Origin of the sequence: Mycobacterium paraseoulense, assembly GCF_010731655.1 — a bacterium.
Taxonomy (GTDB): domain Bacteria; phylum Actinomycetota; class Actinomycetes; order Mycobacteriales; family Mycobacteriaceae; genus Mycobacterium; species Mycobacterium paraseoulense.
This window is the reverse complement of record NZ_AP022619.1, coordinates 3,531,567-3,550,549: the sequence shown is the minus strand read 5'-3', so window position 1 is coordinate 3,550,549 and position 18,983 is coordinate 3,531,567. Positions and strand designations below refer to the sequence as shown.

Genomic DNA, 18,983 nt, shown 5'->3' with positions numbered 1-18,983 from the left:
CATGCGCGCCGGCGACGATGCAGTGGGGGCACCACCCGCTTGCGGGGGACGAAGCGATGAGGAGGAGCGGCGCTGAATGACGGCAACGACGGGGGAGTTGACGTTCGAGTCGACCTCGCGCTTCGTCGAGGTCGATGTCGACGGACCGCTCAAGCTGCACTACCACGAGGCCGGGGTCGGCAACGACCAAACCGTGGTGCTGTTGCACGGCGGCGGCCCGGGCGCGGCGAGCTGGACGAACTTCTCGCGCAACATCCCGGTGCTGGCGCAGCGGTTTCATGTGCTGGCCGTCGATCAGCCCGGCTACGGGCTGTCCGACAAGCGTGCCGAGCACGGGCAGTTCAACCACTACGCCGCCCGCGCGCTCAGGGGGCTCTTCGACCAGCTCGGGCTGGGACGCGTTCCGCTGGTGGGTAATTCGCTGGGCGGGGGCACCGCGGTCCGATTCGCCCTCGACTACCCGGACCGGGCCGGCCGGCTCGTGTTGATGGGACCCGGCGGGCTGAGCATCAACCTGTTCGCCCCGGATCCGACCGAGGGCGTCAAGCGGCTGGGGAAGTTCTCCGTCGAACCGACCCGGGAGAACCTCGAGGCCTTCCTGCGCGTCATGGTCTACGACCAGAAGCTGATCACGCCGGAGCTGATCGACGAGCGGTTCGCGCTGGCCAGCACGCCGGAATCGTTGACCGCGACCCGCGCGATGGGAATGTCCTTCGCGGGGCCCGACTTCGAGCTCGGCATGATGTGGCGCGAGGTGCACCGGCTGCGCCAGCCCGTTCTGCTGATCTGGGGCCGCGAGGACCGGGTCAACCCGCTCGACGGCGCGCTGGTCGCGCTGAAGACCATTCCGCGTGCGCAGCTCCACGTTTTCGGGCAATGTGGGCACTGGGCGCAAGTGGAGAAGTTCGACGAGTTCAACAAGTTGACCGTGGATTTCCTTGGAGGCGCGTGATGAGCATCCGTTCGCTGGGCTATCTACGCATCGAGGCCACCGACATGGCGGCCTGGCGTGAATTCGGCCTGAAGGTGCTCGGCATGGTCGAGGGCAAGGGCAGCACCGAAGGCGCGCTCTACCTGCGCATGGACGATTTCCCCGCCCGGCTGGTCATCGTGCCCGGCGAGCGTGACCACCTCATGGAGGCCGGCTGGGAGTGCGCCAACGCCGAAGGGCTGCAAGAAATCCGGAACCGGCTCGACGTCGAGGGCGTGCCGTACAAGGAGGCCACCGCCGCCGAACTGGCGGATCGCCGGGTCGCCGAGATGATCCGGTTCTCCGACCCGTCCGGCAACTGCCTGGAGGTGTTCCACGGCGTCGCGCTCGAGCACCGCCGCGTGGTCAGCCCGTACGGGCACACGTTCGTCACCGGCGAGCAGGGACTGGGGCACGTGGTGTTGTCCACCCGCGACGACGACGAGGCCTTGCACTTCTACCGGGACGTTCTCGGGTTCAAGCTGCGCGACTCCATGCGGATGCCGCCGCAGGTGGTCGGTCGGCCCGCCGACGGGGAACCCGCGTGGCTGCGGTTCTTCGGTTGCAATCCGCGGCACCACAGCCTGGCTTTCCTGCCGCTGCCGACGCCCAGTGGCATCGTGCACCTGATGATGGAGGTCGAGAACGCCGACGACGTCGGGCTGTGTCTCGACCGGGCGTTGCGCCGCAAGGTACCCATGTCGGCCACGCTGGGCCGGCACGTCAACGACCTGATGCTGTCTTTCTACATGAAGACGCCCAGCGGGTTTGACGTCGAATTCGGCTGCGAGGGAAGGCAAGTCGAGGACGACGACTGGGTCGCCCGGGAGAGCACCGCCGTGAGTCTGTGGGGCCACGACTTCACGGTCGGCGCCCGCGGATAGTCATGTCTGCGCCGATCGACCCGCGGGCCTTCCGGCAGGTGCTGGGCCAGTTCTGCACCGGCATCACGATCATCACCACGGTGCACGACGACGTTCCGGTCGGCTTCGCCTGCCAGTCCTTCGCGGCACTGTCGCTGGACCCGCCCTTGGTGCTCTTCTGCCCCACGAAGGTGTCGCGGTCCTGGCAGGCCATCGAGGCCACCGGCCGGTTCTGCGTGAACGTGCTCAGGGAAAAGCAGAAGGACGTGTCGGCGCGGTTCGGATCGAAGGAGCCGGACAAGTTCGCCGGGATCGACTGGCACCCTTCGGAACTCGGCTCGCCGATCATCGACGGGTCGCTGGCCTACATCGACTGCACGGTGGCGTCCGTGCACGACGGTGGCGACCACTTCGTGGTGTTCGGCGCGGTCCAGTCGTTGTCGGAGGCGCCCAAGATCAAGCCGCGCCCATTGCTGTTCTATCGCGGGGATTACACCGGGATAGAACCGGACAAGACCACACCTGCGCAGTGGCGCGACGACCTGGAGGCGTTCCTCACGGCGACCACCCAGGACACCTGGCTCTAGGCGTTCCGATTCAGCGGGGCGGCCGGGCGATCGGAGGCGGCATCGCGGCGGTTGCCCTCGGAGTCGGCGCCGGTGTCCGGCTGGTATGACCGCTCGCGCCCGGCCGCGTCGGAACCGGGTGGCGGCTCATCGGTTTGCTTCCCCGCATCGGGGTCGAGGCTGTCGGCGCGGTTCCATTGCTCGTTAACCTGCTCGCGCGAGGTCGCGGCCTCGCTTTGATGCTCGGCCGCCCGCTCCTGCAGCCGTGCGGCTTCGGCCGCCTTGACCTCCGCCTCGGCCTGTGCGGCGCGGGCCTTGGCGGCAGTTTCCTGCGCCAGTGCTTCACGCCGCTCGACTTTGGCCGTGGCCAGCCTGGCTTCTTCGCGGATCTGCTCGGCCTGCCGCTGCCGGCGGCGGCGCCGCATTCTGCTCAGCGCGACGAGGACGACGAGAATCACCAAGACGGCCGCGGCGGCGACCACGATCCAGATAGCGCTGCTGTTCATCATGGGCTCCCATCACATCGGTTTACGCCTGGCGCTGGGCGCCGGCTCGTAGTGGGATCCCCGTATCTGGCGCAAGTAAAACAACGGGCGGGCGCGACGGCCCCGAGCGGGTGATCTTGGCCCCTAGCCGGCCGCGGTGCTGTTCCTCAGCGCCCACCGGCGTGCCCGTGCGGGCGGGACGGATCGTCGGGGGTGATCCGGAACACCGGGTAGTGGGCGGCGATGCGCTCGAATTCCGTCAGCGGAGCGTCGCCGCCCAGCGGAATGTGGGGGCGCGCTCCGGGCGCGACCGCGACGTAGCGGCGCAGCACGGGTGCGCGGTCCTCGGTGGCGACCTCGAGCAGGTGCACGGGTTGGGCGTGCCCGCGTCGCATGACCGCCCGCCCGCCGGCAGCGCGAACGTTGCGCACCCAGTTCGCGTCGTCGCCCAACATCGATACCAGATAGCGCCCGCCGTCGTGATGGACCACGACCACGGGGACCGAGACCACTCGCCCGGAACGCCGCCCGAGCACCTCGAGGGTCATCGCCCGCCTCGGGGACAGGACACCGGCCGAATACTGCAGCGCGGACAGCCGATTCATGACTCGGGCCGGAAACCCCGGCCTCCCACCGCGATACATCCACCGCTTGACGCCGTAGAACCAGTCGACAACCCGGCGCCGATTCATCGTCGCGCGCTCACGGGGCCGGCGCTACATGAAGTCGAGCGCCTCGACCGTGGCGATCGGGCCCTCGTGCGTCGGCCGGTTCGCCCCACCGATGCAGTAGACGGTGTTTCCGACCGTCGCCACCACCTCGGCGTGGCGCGCGGTGGGCATCGGGGGCAAGGTGCTCCACCTGCCGTCTGCGATGTCGTACATCTCGACGACGTTCAGCACCATCGTCGGTTCCTCGCCACCGGCCACCACGATGCGGCCGTCGATGTAGGTCGCGCCGTAGCTCCCCCGCGGGGTCGGCATGCCCACCAGCTTGGTCCAGGTTCCCGACTGCGGGTCGAACCGCTCGTTCGCGGCGGAGTTCTTGTCGGCGGAGAGGAACCGCCCGCCGATCGCGTACAGGTAGGTGCCGTCCGACACCGCGGCCAGGTGTTCGCGGGGCGTGGGCATGTCGGCGGCGTCCTTCCACGAACTGCCGTCGAACACCTCGGTCTGCGGAACGAGTTGCTTGGCGTTCTGGCCGCCGACCACGACGAGCTTGTCACCCACCACCGCCGCGGCAGGGGCGGCGCGCGGGTGGGTGAGATGCGGCAGTTCGACCCAGTTGCCGCCGCGCAGCGCGAACACCTTGTCGGACGCGTCGGCGAGCTGATCGCTCGCACCGCCGAGCACCACGACTTCGTCGCGGTAGGTAGCCGCCGTCGCGTGATGCAGCGGGATGGGCAGCGGCGGCCCGGTCTGCCAGGCGCCGGTGCGCGGGTCGTAGCTCTCGACGGTCTGCAGCGCGGCGCCGTTGCGCAGGCCGCCCAGGATCCAGATCTTGTCGCCCTGCACTGCCCAGGCCATCATCAGCCGGGGGGTCGGCGCATCGGGCAGCGAGCGCCATTGCGCCGCGGGCTGGATCCTGCGGGGCGGCAGTTTGAGCGCCTCGGCCGACGAGGTCGGCTGGCCGTCCCCGGGGGCGGTCGACCCGCCGATGGCGTACACGGACTTCTCCACGGCGTCGACCGCCATGCCGTGCCGCGGGGTCGTCATGTCGGGCAGTCCGGACCACGTCTTGGTCATCAGGTCGAACGCGGCGACGCTCTTGAGGAGTTGTCCCGCCGACATGCCCCCGGCCGCCACCAGACGCCCGTCGACGATGGCCACCCCGAAATCGCTGCGCGGCTGGCTCAGCGCGGGCAACGGCGTCCAGGCCTTCGCGCCCGGGTCGTAGGCCTCGACCGTCGCCAGGTCCCCGGTGCCGTTGGCGCCGCCCACGGTGTACATCAGCTTGCCGTCCGAGGCCGCCGCCAGCATCTGGCGCGGGGTCGGGATGGGCGCGCCGAGGGTCCAGGCGTTGCCGTCGAACACCTCGGTGGTGTTCAGCAGCGCGCCGCTCGCGTCGACGCCGCCCGCGACGACCAGGCGGTCGCCCACCACGGCGGCCGCCGCGGCCGCCCGGGGTTGCAACAGGTGCGGAAGCTCGACCCAGCGGCTGTTGATGACCCGCCAAACCTGGTCGCTCGCCACGTTTTTACCGCCCTCGGACTTCCAGCCGCCGAGCACGACGGGGTTGCCCTGCCAGGTGACGGCCATCGCGTGCGAAACGGGGACCGGCAGGTCGTCGCCGACCTTCCAGCTGTCGATGACGGGGTCATATCCCTCTTGCACTCCGGTGAGGCCGCCGTCGCTGCGGATCCCGCCGAAGATCCAGATCGTGCCGTCGGCCTGCGTGGTGGCCGCCGCGTCCCGCGAAATGCGTGCGTTGGTGATCGGCTTCCACTGCATGGGCGGCTGCGCGGTCGGTTGTCCGGAAGTGCCCTTCGAACCGGCGTTGTTGTCGGGCGAAAGCGCGAGATAGACGCCGCCGACCACCAGCAGCACGACCAGGGCCGCCGCGCCGGCCGCCAACGCGATGCGGTTTCGCTTCTTGCCCGGCTCCGCGAACCACGCGGCCACCCGAGCCCGGTTCCCGCCCCGCGGTGGACCCTGGGCGCCGCCGCCCGACGGTGCCGCGGTGCTGGGCGGCCGCACCTTGGGTTGCGTCGCCGACCCGTGCACTCCGCGCAGCAGGCTGGCCGCCTCGGACAGCTCGGCGGGCCCCGACTGCGGCAAAGCCGCGGTCTCGAGCCCGTGGTCGATCGGGGCGCTGATGGCGGAGGTCGGATCGTCGTGCCCGGTCGGCAGCCGCGGCGGGGCGGGCATGCTCGACGTGTTCGGGGCGGGGGGCCGCGCCACCTCGCTGTGGCCGCCGGGCGGGGCCGGGGCGGCATGCGGGACATCCGCCACCACGGCCGAGGGGCGTCCGGTGATGGCCATCGCGTCGGGTTTCAGACCGTTGCGGCGCTGGGCGGCCTGTAGCTCGCGGCCGAACTCCTCGGCCGAGGCGGGCCGGTCGGCCGGGTCGATCGACATCGCCCTCTCGATCGCCGAGCACACCGCGTCCGGGATGCCGTCGGGACGCATGTCCGGGACCCCGGTGGTGCTGATCCGCAGATACTGCGCGATCAGGTCCTCGCCCTTCTTGCGCTCGTGCGCGGCGTTGCCCGCGATGAGCGCGTACAGGGTGGCGCCCAGCGAATACATGTCAGAGGCGACGGTCGCCGGGTTGCCCGTCATCACCTCCGGTGCGGTGAAATCGATCGTGCCGGAGAAGAACCCGGTCGCCGTCTCGTACCCGCCTTCGATGTGGGCGATTCCGAAATCGCTCAGCTGCGGCTCGCCGTAATCGTTGACAAGGATGTTCGCCGGCTTGATGTCGCGGTGCAAGGTTCCGGTCCGGTGCGCGGTTTCCAGTGCGCCGCAGAGCTTTACACCGATGTGCAACGCTTCGGGCCAGGGCACCGGACCTTCGCGTCGCAGCCGGACCGCCAGCGAATCCGCCGAGTGGTACGGCATCACGATGTAGGGCTTGCCGCTCGCGGTGACGCCGACCCGCAGGATGTTGACGATGTTCGGATGCCCGGAGAGCCCGCCCATCGCGTACCCCTCGCGAAGGAACCGTTCCCTGCTGTCGTCGTCGATGTGCGACGGGAGCACCTTGACCGCAACGCTTCGCCCGAGGGCGGTCTCGTAACAGCAGTAGATGACCCCCGCCCCGCCCCGGGCCACCTGGCGCGCGTCCTCGAACCCCGCGGCCGCCAGCTCCGCGGCGATGCCGCTCGGTACGGGTGCGACATTGTCGGAACGTGGCTCTTCAGGCATTTGCTGGCGCTCAACCCTCCGCGAAATATGTGACGGGCGAGCTCAAGATTAAGCGCTCAGAACCTCGCCGGTGTGCCTTTCGGCGACCTTGATGTACCAGGGCAACGATCAGCAGCCGGAAGAGTTAGCCGGCAGGCGCGGGGTCGCGGGCTCAGCCGTCGATGGTCGGGGGACCCTGGTACGGCCGTTGCAGCGCGGCGAATTCGGGAACGCCGGCCATGGTGAGCACGGCTTCGAGCAGTCGAACACCGTCGTGGGTGTTCGGGGCCCGGGTCAGGACCGGTCCGGAGAACGCGCGGCCGTCGACAGCGATGATCGGGCTGCCGGCCTCGTCGCCCAGGGCGTCCTGGCTGGCCTGGTGCGCCCGCCTGACTGCGTCGTCGAGGTCGCCGTCGTCGAGCGCTCCGGCGAGCCGGTCCTCGAGGCCGTTCTCGGCGAGGGCTTCGCGGATCGCTGAGGCATCGAGTTCGTCCCGGCGCACGTGGATGCGACCGCCTATCGAGTCGTAGAGGCCCGCGAACGCCTCGGGTCCATGTTCGGCGACGGCCGCGGCGAACAGCCGTCCCAGCCGCGTCGACCGCTCCATCATGTGTTGTTGTTCGGCGTTCTCCGCGTCCTGGCCCTCGTTGAGCACCGCCAGGCTCATCTGCCGCAGGGCGACCGGCGTGTGCGTCGACCGCGCCGCGTCGCGCAGCCAGCGCGCCGTCACCCAGGAGAACGGACAGACTGGATCGAGGTAGAGGTCGATGTCGGTCAAGGCTCCTCCTTCGCGTTACTGGGCTGCCGAATGGCATACCCGCTGCCGGGCGTCGCACGCCTGTCAACGGCGTGGGCAGCAGAATGGCTTCATGACGCTGAACCTGGGCGAGTACTTCGATCGCATCGGCTATGGGGGCCCCGCGGCGCCCAACCTCGAGGTACTGCGGGCCTTGGTCAGCGCGCACACCCAAACGATTCCCTTCGAGAACCTCGATCCGGTGATGGGCGTGCCGGTCGACGACCTGAGCCCGGGCGCCCTGGCCGGCAAGCTGGTTCGGCGGGGCCGCGGCGGCTATTGCTACGAGCACAACGGCTTGATGGGCTACGTGCTGGCCGAGCTCGGCTTCCGGGTTCGGCGACTGGCGGGCCGGGTGGTGTGGATGCGGCCGCCCGACTCGCCGTCACCGCCGCAAACCCACACCGTGTTGGCGGTGACGTTCCCCGCCTCGCACGGTGTCTACCTGGTCGACGTGGGTTTCGGCGGGATGACCCCCACCTCGCCACTGCGCATCGAGATCGGCAGCGTGCAGCAGACGACGCACGAGCCCTACCGGCTGGAGGACCGCGGCGACGGCCTGGTCTTGCAGGCCCAGGTCCGCGACGAGTGGCAACCGCTCTACGAGTTCAGCAGCCGGACCGTGCCCGCCGTCGACCTGCAGGTGGGCAGCTGGTTCGTCTCGACGCATCCCTCGTCGCACTTCGTGACCGCACTGACGGCCGCGCGCGTCACCGGGGAGGCCCGATTGAACCTGGCCGGCCGGAACCTGGCCATCCACCGCGCCGATTCCAGCGAGAAGATCCGCCTCGACGACGCGGCCGCGGTGGTCGACACCCTCAGAGACACGTTCGGCATCAACGTGTCCGACGTCGCCGGCCGCGGCGCGCTCGAGGCGCGCCTGGACAGGATCCTGGACGCCTAGAGCCAGGGGCCGATCCGCCGGAGGGCCTCTTCGATGTCGCCCGTCGGCCCGGCGAACGAGAACCGGACGAAGGAATTGCCGTGCGTGACATCGAAATCGATGCCGGGCGCGATGGCAACGCCGGTGTCGTTCAACAGTTTCGCGCAGAACGCGATCGAGTCGTCGGTGTGGTCGGACACGTCGGCGTAGACGTAGAACGCGCCGTCGGTGGGGGCCAGCCGGTCGATGCCGATTTCGCGCAGCCCGTCCAGCAGCAGCGTGCGGTTGGTCGCGTAGTGGTGCAGGTTGCCCTCGGCTTCGGCGGTCGCCTCCGGGGTGAAGGCCGCCACCCCGGCGATCTGCGACAGCACCGGCGCGCAGATGGTGAAGTTGCCGGTCAGGCGGTCCACCGCTCGCAGCAGCGGGGGCGGCACCAGCATCCAGCCCAGCCGCCAGCCCGTCATCGCGTAATACTTCGAAAAGCTGTTGACCACCACGGCGTCTCGGGATGTCTGCCAGGCGCAGCTGGTCGGCGGCGCGCCGTCGTAGACCAGGCCGTGATAGACCTCATCGCTGATCAGCCGCACCCCGGACGCTTCGCACCACCCCGCGATGGCGGCCAACTCCGCCGGCGCTATCACCGTTCCGGTGGGGTTGGCCGGGCTGGCGACGATCACGCCCTGCACGGGCGGGTCGAGTTCGTCGAGCATTCCCACGGTGGGCTGAAAGCGGGTCTGCGGTCCGCATGGAATCTCGACCACCTCGCATCCCAACGCGGACAAGATGTTTCGATAACACGGATAGCCGGGACTGGCCAGTGCGACCCGGTCACCGGCGTCGAAGCACGCCAGGAAGGCGAGCAGGAATCCGCCCGAGGAGCCCGTGGTGACCACCACGTCATCGGGCTCGACGCGAAGCCCGTGCTGCCGTTGGTAATCCGCCGCTATCGCCGCGCGCAGCTCGGGGATGCCGAGCGTCACGGAGTAGCCCAGCTCGCCCAGGTGCAGGGCGGCGGCCGCGGCCGCGCGCACCGGCTCCGGCGCCCCCACGCTGGGCTGGCCGGCCGAGAGGTTCACCAGATCGCCGTGGCTGCACTGGCGCTCCGCGGCCGCCAGCCACACGTCCATCACATAGAAGGGCGGGATGGCGGCGCGCGCCGCGACGTGGTCGTTCACGACGTTTCGAGCACCTCGGCTTCCAGTCGCGCGAGCAGTTCTCGCGGTGTGTCGAGCAGGTGCGCGCTGCCGTGGGCGCGTTTGAAATACAGGTGCATGTCGTGTTCCCAGGTGATCGCGATCCCGCCGTGCAATTGGATGCCTTCGGCGGCCGCGGCGCACAATGCCTCGGTCGCGGCGAGGCGCGCCGTGGCCGCATTCGTCGGGGTGGGCTCGTTGCATGCGTCCGCGACGACGGCCTTCGCCGCGGCGACCGTGACGTACAGGTCGGCCATCCGGTGTTTGAGGGCCTGGAAACTGCCGATCGGCCGGCCGAACTGCACTCTGTTCTTGGCGTATTCGACGGTGAGCTCCAGGCAGCGTTCGGCGGCGCCAATCTGCTCGGCGGCCAGCAGGATGGCGGCGCTGGCGGTGATGCCGGGGTCGGTGCCGATCGGTTCGGTCTGCTCGGCCTTCAGCCGTGCGAGTCGCCGGGTCGGGTCCATGGTGGCGACGGGCTCGGCGCCGAAGCGGGTCCACCGGGTCAGCCGTCCGTCGTCGATGGCGACCACGACGTCGGCGATATCGCCGTTGACCACGTAGTCGGCGTCGAGCACCAGGGCGCCGATCGAGGCGCCCTCGGCGAGGCCGCACAGCGTCTCGGCGTCGGGCTCGGGCGCGGATAGCAGGGCCAGCTCGGCCAGCGTGGTGCCCAGCAGTGGGGAAGGCACCAGCGCCCGGCCCAGCTCCTGCAAAACCGTTGCGGCGTCGGCCAATTCGCCGCCGGCGCCACCCAACTCCTCGGGGATGACCAGCGCGGCGGCGCCCACCTGCTCACACAGCAGCTGCCACAGCGACTCGTCGTAGCCGCGGTCGGACTCCATCGCCGCGCGCACCGCAGCCGGGTTGGCGTGCTTGGCCACCAGCGCCGCGACGGTCTCCCGCAGCATCTCCCGTTCTTCGCTCATAGCGCCTCCAGCACTCGCCGCCGATGCGCCTCGGGAGTACCCCAGGCCGAACGCAATGCTTGCACGCGCAGCAACCACAGGGACAGGTCGTGTTCCTGGGTGAAGCCGATCGCGCCGTGGGTCTGCAGCGCCGATCGCGCCGCCAGCAGGCCCGCCTCGGACGCCGCCGCCTTGGCCGCGCTGACGTCGCGGGGCTCCAGCGACAAGGCCGCGCCGTACAGCAGCGGCCGGGCCAGCTCGATCGCGATGTGCACGTCGGCGAGCTTGTGCTTGATCGCCTGATACGAACCGATCAGCCGGCCGAACTGCGCACGCTGCTTGGCGTAATCGACGGTGTCGCGCAGCAGCGCCTCGGCCGCGCCGACCAGCTGTGCGGCGGTCGCCAGCGCCCCGAACTCGTAGGCGCGCCGGACGTTTGCCTGCCAGGCCTGTCCGGTCGCGGTCACGTCGTAGAGCCGGCGGCTGGGGTCGACGGACTGGTGCTCTTCACCCGGGGTCGCCTCTGTCACGCCGCTTTGGCCGGCCAGCAGCACCAGCCCGGCCGTTTCGGCATCGACGGCGCGCGGGGTGTGCGGCGGCATCGCGACGGTGGCGATGAGCTCGCCGGAAGCCAGGCCCGCGCAGCGCTCATCGTCCGCCAGCAGAATCGGTGCCACGGCAATGGATTCGGCCACCGGACCCGGGACGCACCAGCGGCCGAGGCGTTCGAGGGCGACCACCAGGTCGACGGGCTCGGCGCCGATGCCGTCGAATTTCTCCGGCACGGTCAGCGCGGTGACGCCCAGGTTCGTCAGCTGTTCCCACACCTTGCGGCCGGGCGCGGTGTCGCCCGCGGACCACGCGCGGATCGCCGCGGGCAGGTCCGCCGCGCCGAGCGCGGCGTCGATGCTGGCCGCGAAGTCGCGCTGCTGAGAGTCTGGTTGGAATTCCACGGTCACTTCTTCTCTCGGGGCAGGCCCAACAGCCGTTCGGAGATGATGTTGCGCTGAATTTCGTTGGTGCCGGCGTAGATCGGGCCGCCCAGCGCGAACAGGAGCCCGTCGGTCCACTCGCCGACCAGCTCCCCGTCGGCCCCGAGGATGTCGAGTGCCGTCTGATGTATCGCCACGTCGAGGTCCGACCAGAACACCTTGGTCACCGACGATTCGGCGCCCAGTTCACCGCCGGCCGCAAGCCTGGTCACCGTGCCGAACGTCTGCAGTCGGTAGGCCTGCGCCTTGATCCACGCGTCGGCGACCCGGTCGGCGGATGCGGCGGGGGAGCCGCGGTCCTTCCACAGTTCCACCAACCGTTCCGCCGCCGCGAGGAAGCGGGCCGGGCTGCGCAGCGACATGCCGCGCTCGTTGCTCGATGTGCTCATGGCCGCCCGCCAGCCCTCGTTCGGCGTGCCGATCACGTCGTGGTCGGGGACGAACACGTCGTCGAGGAAGATCTCGCCGAAGCCGGTGTCGCCGCCGAGCTGGACGATGGGTCGCACGGTGACGCCCTCGGCCCTCAGGTCGAACATGAAGTAGGTCAGGCCGTGGTGCCGCTCGGCTTCCGGGTCCGACCGGAACAATCCGAAGCCCATTTCGGCGAACGGGGCGCGCGAACTCCAGATCTTCTGCCCGTTGAGCAGCCAGCCGCCGTCGGTCCTGGTGGCGGTGGACCGCAGCGAGGCCAGATCGCTGCCGGATTCCGGTTCCGACCATGCCTGCGCCCAGATTTGTTCGCCACTGGCCATTTTCGGCAGGATGCGGTCCAGCTGCTCTTCGGTGCCGTGCGCGAAGAGCGTCGGGGCGAGCATCGAGGTGCCGTTGGCGCTGGCGCGGCCGGGGGCGCCCGCGCGGAAGTATTCCTCCTCGAACACCACCCAGTGCAGCAGCGGTGCGTCGCGGCCGCCGTACTTCTTGGGCCAGGTGATGACCGACAGCCCGGCGTCGAACAGCACCCGGTCCCAATGCCGGTGCTGGGCGAAGCCTTCGGCGTTGTCGTAGGACTTCGTCGGGATCGACTCGGCGTTGGCCGACAGGAAGTCCCGCACCTCGGCCTGCAACGTCAGGGTCTCTTCGTCTAGTTCCAGATCCAATTCAGGTCCACTCTCGCAGTTGTGGTTTGACCACCTTGCCGCCCGGATTGCGCGGCAACGCGTCGACGAACCGCACCGACCGCGGCGCCTTGAAGTTCGCCAGATGTTCACGGGTGTAGGCGATCACGGATTGCTCGTCGACGTCGGCGCCGGGCCGGGTCACGACGAACGCCCGGCCTACCTCACCGAGGCGCTCGTCGGGGACTCCGATCACCGCGGCGTCGGCAATCCCCGGCATCCGGGCCAGCACCTGCTCGACCTCCGCGGGGTAGACGTTGAATCCGCCGCAGATGTACATGTCCTTGAGCCGGTCGGTGATGCGCAGGTTGCCGGCCGCGTCGACGGCGCCGATATCACCGGTGTGCAGCCAGCCGTCCGCGTCGATCGCCGCCGTGGTGGCCTCCGGATCGTCGAGATAACCCAGCATCACGTTCGGCCCGCGCAGCAACACCTCACCCTCCCCGCCGGGAGTGCTTGCGTCGATGCGCAATTCGAAATCGGCGAACGGCCGCCCGCAGGTGGTCGCGACGGTGACCGCGTCATCGTCGGCCCGGCACATGGTGCCCATGCCGTTGGCCTCGGTCAGCCCGTAGGCGGTCAGCACGATGTCGATGTCGAGCTCGGATTGCATGCGCTCGACCAACACCACGGGCACGGTGGCCGCCCCCGTCACCGCGAACCGCAGCGAGCTCAGGTCGTAGTCTCGGCGCTGCGGGTGGTCCAGCAGCGTCTGGTAGATGGTGGGCGGCCCGGGCAACACGGTGATGCGGTGCCGCTCGATCGCCTGCAGCGCGCGCAGCGGGTCGAAGGTCAGGTGCGGGATCAGCGTCGCGCCGGTCTGCAGGCAGGCCAGGATGCCGGCCTTGTAACCGAAGTTGTGGAAGAACGGGTTGATGCACAGGTAGCGGTCGTCGCCGGTGATCTTGCCGTTGGCGGCCCACGACGCCGACGCCGACAACGACTGCCGGTGCGCGCAGAGCACACCCTTGCTGCGGCCGGTGGTACCCGAGGTGAACAGGATGTCGCTCACATCGTCGGGTGTGACGGCGGCGGCGCGGGCGGCGACCGCGTCCACGTCGGTGCCGTGGCCGACGAAGTCGTCCCAGGTTCCGTCGCGCGACTCGATCGGGATTCGGATGACGTGCCGCAGCGCGGGCAGGGCGCCGCGATCGAGGTCGGCGACGCGATCATGGCCGAGGAATCGGCCCATCCCGAACAGCACGGGCGCACGGGTGCGGGCCAGGATGTCGCCGGCTTCTTCGGCGGTATAGCGGGTGTTCAGGGGCACCATGGCCGCGCCGGCGTGGTGGATCGCCAGGCAGGCCACCACCCAGTGCCAGGTATTCGGCGACCAGATGGCCACGCGGTCACCGGGCTCGACGCCCAGCGCGATCAGCGCGGCGGCCGCCCGGCGGACCTCGTCACGCAGTCCGGCCGCCGTGAACGTCCGCTCGTCGGTGATCAGCGCGTCGTGGTCCGGGAACTGACTCGCCAAACGGTCCAGCGCCGCGGGAATGGTGCGGACATCGCCGGTCATCGAGACTGCTCCTACCTGGATTGCTCGGCTCCTCCTCGCGCCGCTGCGCGGCGCGCATCGTCACCGAGCCGACAAAGCAAGTGCTTGGTAGGTTAGCCTACAGGGCATGCAGGACGTCGAGGAGTTCCGGGCGGAGGTCCGCGGTTGGCTCGCCGACAATCTGGTCGGCGAATTCGCAGCTCTCAAGGGCCTCGGCGGACCGGGACGCGAGCACGAGGCCTTCGAAGAGCGCCGGGCGTGGAATCAGCACCTCGCCAAGGCCGGTCTCACCTGCCTGGGCTGGCCCGTCGAGCACGGCGGCCGCGGGCTGTCGACCGCGCACCGGGTGGCGTTCTACGAGGAGTACGCGCGCGCCGACGCCCCCGACAAGGTCAACCACTTCGGCGAGGAGCTGCTCGGCCCGACGCTGATCGCGTTCGGGACGCCCGAGCAGCAGCAGCGCTTCCTGCCGAAAATCCTCGACGTCACCGAGCTGTGGTGCCAGGGCTACTCCGAGCCCGGCGCCGGCAGCGATCTGGCCAACGTGTCCACCACCGCCGAACTCGACGGCGACCAGTGGGTGATCAACGGCCAGAAGGTGTGGACGTCGCTGGCGCACCTGTCGCAGTGGTGCTTCGTGGTCGCGCGCACCGAGAAGGGCTCCAAGCGCCATGCCGGGCTGTCCTACCTGCTGGTGCCGCTGGACCAGCCGGGTGTGCAGGTCCGGCCGATCGTCCAGATCACCGGCACCGCGGAGTTCAACGAGGTGTTCTTCGACGACGCCCGCACCGAGGCCGGCCTGGTGGTCGGGCAGCCCGGTGACGGATGGCGCGTCGCGATGGGCACGCTGACCTTCGAGCGTGGGGTTTCGACACTCGGGCAGCAAATCCGTTACGCCCGTGAGCTTTCCAACCTGGCGGAGCTCGCGCGCCGCAACGGTGCCGCCGAAGACCCCTTCATCCGGGAGCGGCTGACGCGGGCGTGGACGGGGCTTCGGGCGATGCGTTCGTATGCGCTGGCCACCATGGATGTCGAGCAGCCCGGCCAGGACAACGTGTCGAAGTTGTTGTGGGCCAACTGGCATCGCGGTCTGGGAGAGCTGGCGATGGATGTGATCGGCAAGCCGGGCCTCACCCTTTCGGACGGCGAGTTCGACGAATGGCAGCGGCTGTTTCTGTTCACCCGCGCCGACACCATCTACGGCGGCTCGAATGAGATCCAGCGCAACATCATCGCCGAGCGGGTGCTCGGCCTGCCCCGGGAGGTAAAGGGATGAGCCTGTCCGAAGCTCCGAAAGAGGTTGCCGGGCACGGGCTTCTGCAGGGCAAGGTGGTTGTCGTGACCGCGGCGGCCGGCACCGGCATCGGATCGGCGACGGCGCGAAGGGCCTTGGTGGAGGGCGCCGACGTGGTGGTGTCCGACCACCACGAACGGCGGCTGGGGCAGACCGCCGACGAACTGTCCGCGCTGGGCCTGGGTCGGGTCGAGAGCGTGCTGTGCGACGTGACGTCCACGGCGCAGGTCGACGCGCTGATCGCGTCGACGACCGCCCGGATGGGCCGGCTCGACGTGCTGGTCAACAATGCCGGGCTGGGCGGTCAGACGCCGGTGGTCGACATGACCGACGACGAGTGGGACCGCGTCCTGGACGTGACGCTGTCGTCGGTGTTCCGGGCCACCCGGGCGGCGCTGGGCTACTTCCGTGAGGCGGACCACGGCGGCGTCATCGTCAACAACGCCAGCGTGCTGGGCTGGCGCGCCCAGCACTCGCAGTCGCACTATGCGGCGGCCAAAGCGGGGGTGATGGCGTTAACCCGTTGCAGCGCAATCGAAGCCGTCGAGTACGGGGTGCGGATCAACGCGGTGTCCCCGAGCATCGCGCGCCACAAGTTCCTGGACAAGACGACCTCCGCCGACCTGCTCGACCGGTTGTCGGCCGGCGAAGCGTTCGGGCGGGCGGCCGAGCCGTGGGAGGTGGCGGCCACCATCGCGTTCCTGGCCAGCGACTACTCCAGCTATCTGACGGGCGAGGTCATCTCGGTCTCCAGCCAGCATCCCTGAGCGGCGAACTGGCCAAGCAAGCGCTTGGTTGATACTCTGATCGGATGGACCGAGTGGCCGGTCAGGCGAACAGCCGCCGCGACGAGTTACTGGAACTCGCCGCGACCATGTTCGCCGAGCGCGGCCTGCGCGCCACCACCGTGCGCGACATCGCCGACAGCGCGGGCATCCTGTCCGGGAGCCTTTATCACCACTTCTCCTCCAAGGAGGAGATGGTCGACGAGCTGCTGCGCAGCTTTCTGGACTGGCTGTTCGCCCGCTACCGCGAGATCGTCGACAGCGAGGCCAACCCGCTGGAGCGGCTCAAGGGACTGTTCATGGCGTCGTTCGAGGCGATCGAGCACCGGCACGCGCAGGTCGTCATCTATCAGGACGAAGCCCAACGGTTGCTGGCGCAGCCCCGGTTCGCCTACATCGAGGACATGAACCGCCAGCAGCGCAAGATGTGGGTCGAGGTGATCAACCAGGGCATCGACGAGGGCTACTTCCAGCCCGACCTCAACGTCGACCTCGTCTACCGTTTCATTCGTGACACCACCTGGGTGTCGGTGCGCTGGTATCAACCCGGCGGGCCCCTGACGGCTCAGCAGGTGGGTCAGCAATATCTCGCCATCGTCCTTGGTGGGATTACCAAAGAAGGAGTCTGAAGATGGCTCGTGTCGGAGACGATGCGGTGGGGGTACCACCCGCTTGCGGGGGACGAAGCGATGAGGAGGAGCGACACCATGGCTGAGGCGTACGTCATTGACGCTGTGCGTACCGCGGTCGGCAAGCGGAACGGATCGCTGGCCGGGGTGCACCCCGTGGACCTCGGTGCCCTCGGGTGGCGCGGACTGCTCGACCGGGTCGACGTCGACCCCGCCGCCGTCGACGACGTGATCGCCGGCTGCGTCGACGCCATCGGTGCGCAGGCGGGCAACATCGCCCGGCTCTCGTGGCTGGCCGCGGGCTACCCCGAAGAGGTTCCCGGCGTCACCGTGGACCGCCAGTGCGGTTCCAGCCAGCAGGCGATTTCCTTTGGCGCGCAGGCGATCATGGCCGGAACAGCCGACCTCATCGTGGCCGGCGGCGTGCAGAACATGAGCCAGATCCCGATCTCGTCCGCGATGACCGTCGGCGAACAGTTCGGGTTCACCTCGCCGACCAACGAGTCCAAGCAGTGGCTGCACCGCTACGGCGACCAGGAGATCTCTCAGTTCCGCGGCTCCGAGCTGATTGCCGAGAAGTGGAACCTGTCGCGCGAGGAGATGGAGCAGTACGCGCTGACCAGCCACGAGCGGGCGTTCGCCGCGATCCGCGGCGGTCACTTCGACAACGAGATCATCACCGTCGAAACGGAATCGGGGCCATTCCGGGTCGACGAGGGTCCGCGTGAGTCGTCGCTGGAGAAGATGGCCGGCCTGAAGACGCTCGTCGAGGGCGGCCGGTTGACGGCGGCGATGGCCAGCCAGATCTCGGACGGCGCCAGCGCGGTGCTGTTGGCTTCGGAGCAGGCGGTCAAGGACCACAACCTGACCCCGCGGGCCCGCATCCACCACATCAGTGCCCGCGCCGCCGACCCGGTGTTCATGCTGACCGGGCCCATCCCCGCCACCCGCCACGCCTTCGACAAGACCGGGCTGTCCATCGACGACATCGACACCGTCGAGATCAACGAGGCGTTCGCGCCGGTGGTGATGGCGTGGCTCAAGGAGATCAAGGCCGATCCGGAAAAGGTCAACCCCAACGGTGGCGCGATCGCCCTCGGTCACCCGCTCGGGGCCACCGGCGCCAAGCTGTTCGCCACCATGCTCAACAATCTCGAGCGCATCGGCGGCCGCTATGGCCTGCAGACGATGTGTGAGGGCGGCGGCACCGCCAACGTCACCATTATCGAGCGGTTGTAGGTCCTGCGGGGCCGCGTGCCGGATCGAACTCGAGTACTTGGGTGAGTCGAATGTTGTTGCCGGACGGGTCGCGGAAGGAAGTGTCGATACCGTACGCCTGCGCGGTGGGAGGATCATTGAATTCGACTCCGCGAGCGGATAATTCGTCGTAGGCGGCTTGGCAGTCGTCGGTCTCCAGGAACAAGGTGCCACCGGCTCCCTTGGCCACCAGCTCTGCCAGTTGCGCGCTGGCCGCGGCGTCGAGCATCGGCGCCCCTGGAACGGGCATGAGAACCAGCCCGACGCCGTCCTGCCCGACGGGACCGACGCACAGCCAGCGGAAGTGCCACGCTTCCATCGTCACGTCCGCCCGGACCTCCCAGCCCAGGGTCTTGGTGTAGAACGCCAGCGCCGCGTCTTGGTCATGCACCCAGAACTGAGCGTTTGCAATCGTGATCATCAGTTCTCCTCACTCCCGTTGTCTCGCGTCGACGCTACGGATTTCGCAGGTCCGCCGTCTTCTCGAAACGTGCGGTTTTGCGGCCGCCCGTAGGCCAGCGCGACACAGCGCGGAATTCGTACGTGGCGCTCGGCGGGCGGAAAGGTAGCCCGATAGCCCTGTGGCGTCACGCCGAACATGCGGCGAAAGCTCGTCGTGAACGAGCCGACGCTTTCCCAACCCACGGCGATGCAAACGGCGGCCACCGTCCAGTCGGTCGTGCGCAGCAATGCGGCGGCTCGTTCGAGCCGCCGCGTCAGCACGTACTGGTGCGGCGACTCGCCGAACGTCTGCCTGAAGCGCCGACTGAAGTGAGCGGGTGAAAGGCCTGCGGCCGCGGCCAGGTCGGCGACGGACAGAGACTCGTAGTAACGCGCGTCGACGAGGTCTTTGGCCCGAAGCAGGTGCCGGGCTACCGGTGCGGCTGCCACCCCCACAGTCTGC

Annotated in this window: 19 protein-coding genes and 2 pseudogenes; 10 read left to right on the top strand and 11 right to left on the bottom strand. The window is 69.2% G+C overall.

Translation table 11 applies throughout. The features are described from left to right. Window positions 1-4: 4 nt before the first annotated feature. From G6N51_RS29240 to hsaB, 4 genes and pseudogenes are all read left to right on the top strand, one after another. Window positions 5-76, top strand: a pseudogene (locus G6N51_RS29240) (16S rRNA (guanine(966)-N(2))-methyltransferase RsmD); the annotation flags it as partial. Then, window positions 77-952 (top strand): 4,5:9,10-diseco-3-hydroxy-5,9,17-trioxoandrosta-1(10),2-diene-4-oate hydrolase, encoded by an 876-nt coding sequence (gene hsaD / locus G6N51_RS16510; RefSeq protein ID WP_083174516.1) that lies wholly within the window; start codon window positions 77-79, stop codon window positions 950-952. Next, on the top strand, window positions 952-1,854 hold the full coding sequence (hsaC, locus tag G6N51_RS16505; protein WP_083174518.1) for an iron-dependent extradiol dioxygenase HsaC: 903 nt from the start codon (window positions 952-954) through the stop codon (window positions 1,852-1,854). The genes hsaD and hsaC overlap by 1 nt, the downstream gene beginning before the upstream one ends. A 2-nt stretch (window positions 1,855-1,856) precedes the next feature. Further along, on the top strand, window positions 1,857-2,420 hold the full coding sequence (hsaB, locus tag G6N51_RS16500) for a 3-hydroxy-9,10-secoandrosta-1,3,5(10)-triene-9,17-dione monooxygenase reductase subunit (RefSeq protein ID WP_083174520.1): 564 nt from the start codon (window positions 1,857-1,859) through the stop codon (window positions 2,418-2,420). Here the strand turns inward: hsaB and G6N51_RS16495 are convergent. The 4 genes from G6N51_RS16495 to G6N51_RS16480 all read right to left on the bottom strand — a co-directional run bounded on the left by G6N51_RS16495 (window position 2,417) and on the right by G6N51_RS16480 (window position 7,507). Then, window positions 2,417-2,905 (bottom strand): hypothetical protein, encoded by a 489-nt coding sequence (locus G6N51_RS16495; protein WP_232078414.1) that lies wholly within the window; start codon window positions 2,903-2,905, stop codon window positions 2,417-2,419. The genes hsaB and G6N51_RS16495 overlap by 4 nt on opposite strands. A gap of 146 nt (window positions 2,906-3,051) precedes the next feature. Further along, window positions 3,052-3,489: a nitroreductase family deazaflavin-dependent oxidoreductase gene (locus G6N51_RS16490; RefSeq protein ID WP_232078412.1), complete on the bottom strand. Its 438-nt coding sequence runs from the start codon at window positions 3,487-3,489 to the stop codon at window positions 3,052-3,054. A gap of 111 nt (window positions 3,490-3,600) precedes the next feature. Next, window positions 3,601-6,750 carry a serine/threonine-protein kinase gene (locus G6N51_RS16485; protein ID WP_163750728.1) on the bottom strand — a complete coding sequence of 1,050 codons (3,150 nt, stop codon included), beginning with the start codon at window positions 6,748-6,750 and terminating at the stop codon, window positions 3,601-3,603. A 151-nt stretch (window positions 6,751-6,901) separates the two neighbouring features. Beyond that, window positions 6,902-7,507, bottom strand: a complete 606-nt coding sequence (locus G6N51_RS16480; RefSeq protein ID WP_083175741.1) for a mycothiol-dependent nitroreductase Rv2466c family protein — start codon at window positions 7,505-7,507, stop codon at window positions 6,902-6,904. 91 nt (window positions 7,508-7,598) lie between these two features. On the opposite strand from G6N51_RS16480, the gene G6N51_RS16475 reads away from it, so the two are divergent. Next, window positions 7,599-8,429 (top strand): arylamine N-acetyltransferase family protein, encoded by an 831-nt coding sequence (locus tag G6N51_RS16475; protein WP_083175743.1) that lies wholly within the window; start codon window positions 7,599-7,601, stop codon window positions 8,427-8,429. On the opposite strand, the gene G6N51_RS16470 is transcribed toward G6N51_RS16475, so the two are convergent. Genes G6N51_RS16470 through fadD3 form a run of 5 tightly spaced genes read right to left on the bottom strand, consistent with a single transcriptional unit; the run spans window position 8,426 to window position 14,135 of the window. Then, window positions 8,426-9,583 (bottom strand): pyridoxal phosphate-dependent aminotransferase, encoded by a 1,158-nt coding sequence (locus G6N51_RS16470; RefSeq protein ID WP_083175745.1) that lies wholly within the window; start codon window positions 9,581-9,583, stop codon window positions 8,426-8,428. The two genes, G6N51_RS16475 and G6N51_RS16470, sit on opposite strands and share 4 nt — an antisense overlap. Further along, entirely contained in the window at window positions 9,580-10,530 is a 951-nt protein-coding gene (gene ipdE2, locus G6N51_RS16465) for an acyl-CoA dehydrogenase IpdE2 (RefSeq protein ID WP_083175747.1), read from the bottom strand. The genes G6N51_RS16470 and ipdE2 overlap by 4 nt, the downstream gene beginning before the upstream one ends. Beyond that, on the bottom strand, window positions 10,527-11,462 hold the full coding sequence (locus G6N51_RS16460; RefSeq protein WP_083175798.1) for an acyl-CoA dehydrogenase family protein: 936 nt from the start codon (window positions 11,460-11,462) through the stop codon (window positions 10,527-10,529). The genes ipdE2 and G6N51_RS16460 overlap by 4 nt, the downstream gene beginning before the upstream one ends. Before the next feature lie 2 nt (window positions 11,463-11,464). After that, window positions 11,465-12,598 (bottom strand): acyl-CoA dehydrogenase family protein, encoded by a 1,134-nt coding sequence (locus tag G6N51_RS16455; protein ID WP_083175749.1) that lies wholly within the window; start codon window positions 12,596-12,598, stop codon window positions 11,465-11,467. Between the two features lies 1 nt (window position 12,599). After that, window positions 12,600-14,135: a 3-((3aS,4S,7aS)-7a-methyl-1,5-dioxo-octahydro-1H-inden-4-yl)propanoate--CoA ligase FadD3 gene (gene fadD3, locus G6N51_RS16450; protein WP_083175751.1), complete on the bottom strand. Its 1,536-nt coding sequence runs from the start codon at window positions 14,133-14,135 to the stop codon at window positions 12,600-12,602. 106 nt (window positions 14,136-14,241) lie between these two features. Between fadD3 and ipdE1 the strand changes: the two genes are divergently transcribed. The 5 genes and pseudogenes from ipdE1 to fadA6 all read left to right on the top strand — a co-directional run bounded on the left by ipdE1 (window position 14,242) and on the right by fadA6 (window position 18,061). After that, the gene (gene ipdE1, locus G6N51_RS16445) at window positions 14,242-15,390 is read left to right on the top strand and encodes an acyl-CoA dehydrogenase IpdE1 (protein ID WP_083175753.1); all 1,149 of its coding nucleotides are present in this window, start codon (window positions 14,242-14,244) and stop codon (window positions 15,388-15,390) included. Further along, entirely contained in the window at window positions 15,387-16,175 is a 789-nt protein-coding gene (ipdF, locus tag G6N51_RS16440; RefSeq protein ID WP_083175755.1) for a (5R,7aS)-5-hydroxy-7a-methyl-1-oxo-2,3,5,6,7,7a-hexahydro-1H-indene-carboxyl-CoA reductase, read from the top strand. Before ipdE1 ends, ipdF begins: the two co-directional genes overlap by 4 nt. A gap of 44 nt (window positions 16,176-16,219) precedes the next feature. Then, window positions 16,220-16,822, top strand: coding sequence for a TetR family transcriptional regulator KstR2 (kstR2, locus tag G6N51_RS16435; RefSeq protein WP_083175757.1), 603 nt, complete (start codon window positions 16,220-16,222; stop codon window positions 16,820-16,822). Between the two features lie 8 nt (window positions 16,823-16,830). Continuing rightward, window positions 16,831-16,908: pseudogene (locus G6N51_RS29235) on the top strand (hypothetical protein); the annotation flags it as partial. After that, a complete protein-coding gene (gene fadA6, locus G6N51_RS16430; protein ID WP_083175759.1) occupies window positions 16,901-18,061 on the top strand; it encodes a steroid 3-ketoacyl-CoA thiolase FadA6 in 1,161 nt (386 codons plus the stop codon). The pseudogene G6N51_RS29235 and the gene fadA6, both read left to right, overlap by 8 nt. Here fadA6 and G6N51_RS16425 read toward each other — a convergent pair. Both G6N51_RS16425 and G6N51_RS16420 read right to left on the bottom strand, forming a co-directional pair. Then, window positions 18,045-18,500 (bottom strand): VOC family protein, encoded by a 456-nt coding sequence (locus G6N51_RS16425; RefSeq protein WP_083175761.1) that lies wholly within the window; start codon window positions 18,498-18,500, stop codon window positions 18,045-18,047. The two genes, fadA6 and G6N51_RS16425, sit on opposite strands and share 17 nt — an antisense overlap. Then, the gene (locus G6N51_RS16420; protein ID WP_083175800.1) at window positions 18,500-18,970 is read right to left on the bottom strand and encodes a helix-turn-helix transcriptional regulator; all 471 of its coding nucleotides are present in this window, start codon (window positions 18,968-18,970) and stop codon (window positions 18,500-18,502) included. Before G6N51_RS16420 ends, G6N51_RS16425 begins: the two co-directional genes overlap by 1 nt. Between the last annotated feature and the right edge of the window lie 13 nt (window positions 18,971-18,983).

Bases quoted from the DNA above. Each gene is read 5' to 3' on its own strand.
- fadD3 (WP_083175751.1), bottom strand. From the start codon at position 14,135: ATGACCGGCGATGTCCGCACCATTCCCGCGGCGCTGGACCGTTTGGCG.
- fadA6 (WP_083175759.1), top strand. From the start codon at position 16,901: ATGGCTGAGGCGTACGTCATTGACGCTGTGCGTACCGCGGTCGGCAAG.
- ipdE1 (WP_083175753.1), top strand. From the start codon at position 14,242: ATGCAGGACGTCGAGGAGTTCCGGGCGGAGGTCCGCGGTTGGCTCGCC.
- hsaD (WP_083174516.1), top strand. From the start codon at position 77: ATGACGGCAACGACGGGGGAGTTGACGTTCGAGTCGACCTCGCGCTTC.
- kstR2 (WP_083175757.1), top strand. From the start codon at position 16,220: ATGGACCGAGTGGCCGGTCAGGCGAACAGCCGCCGCGACGAGTTACTG.
- G6N51_RS16425 (WP_083175761.1), bottom strand. From the start codon at position 18,500: ATGATCACGATTGCAAACGCTCAGTTCTGGGTGCATGACCAAGACGCG.
- G6N51_RS16485 (WP_163750728.1), bottom strand. From the start codon at position 6,750: ATGCCTGAAGAGCCACGTTCCGACAATGTCGCACCCGTACCGAGCGGC.
- ipdF (WP_083175755.1), top strand. From the start codon at position 15,387: ATGAGCCTGTCCGAAGCTCCGAAAGAGGTTGCCGGGCACGGGCTTCTG.
- hsaB (WP_083174520.1), top strand. From the start codon at position 1,857: ATGTCTGCGCCGATCGACCCGCGGGCCTTCCGGCAGGTGCTGGGCCAG.
- ipdE2 (WP_083175747.1), bottom strand. From the start codon at position 10,530: ATGAGCGAAGAACGGGAGATGCTGCGGGAGACCGTCGCGGCGCTGGTG.
- hsaC (WP_083174518.1), top strand. From the start codon at position 952: ATGAGCATCCGTTCGCTGGGCTATCTACGCATCGAGGCCACCGACATG.
- G6N51_RS16490 (WP_232078412.1), bottom strand. From the start codon at position 3,489: ATGAATCGGCTGTCCGCGCTGCAGTATTCGGCCGGTGTCCTGTCCCCG.
- G6N51_RS16475 (WP_083175743.1), top strand. From the start codon at position 7,599: ATGACGCTGAACCTGGGCGAGTACTTCGATCGCATCGGCTATGGGGGC.
- G6N51_RS16495 (WP_232078414.1), bottom strand. From the start codon at position 2,905: ATGAACAGCAGCGCTATCTGGATCGTGGTCGCCGCCGCGGCCGTCTTG.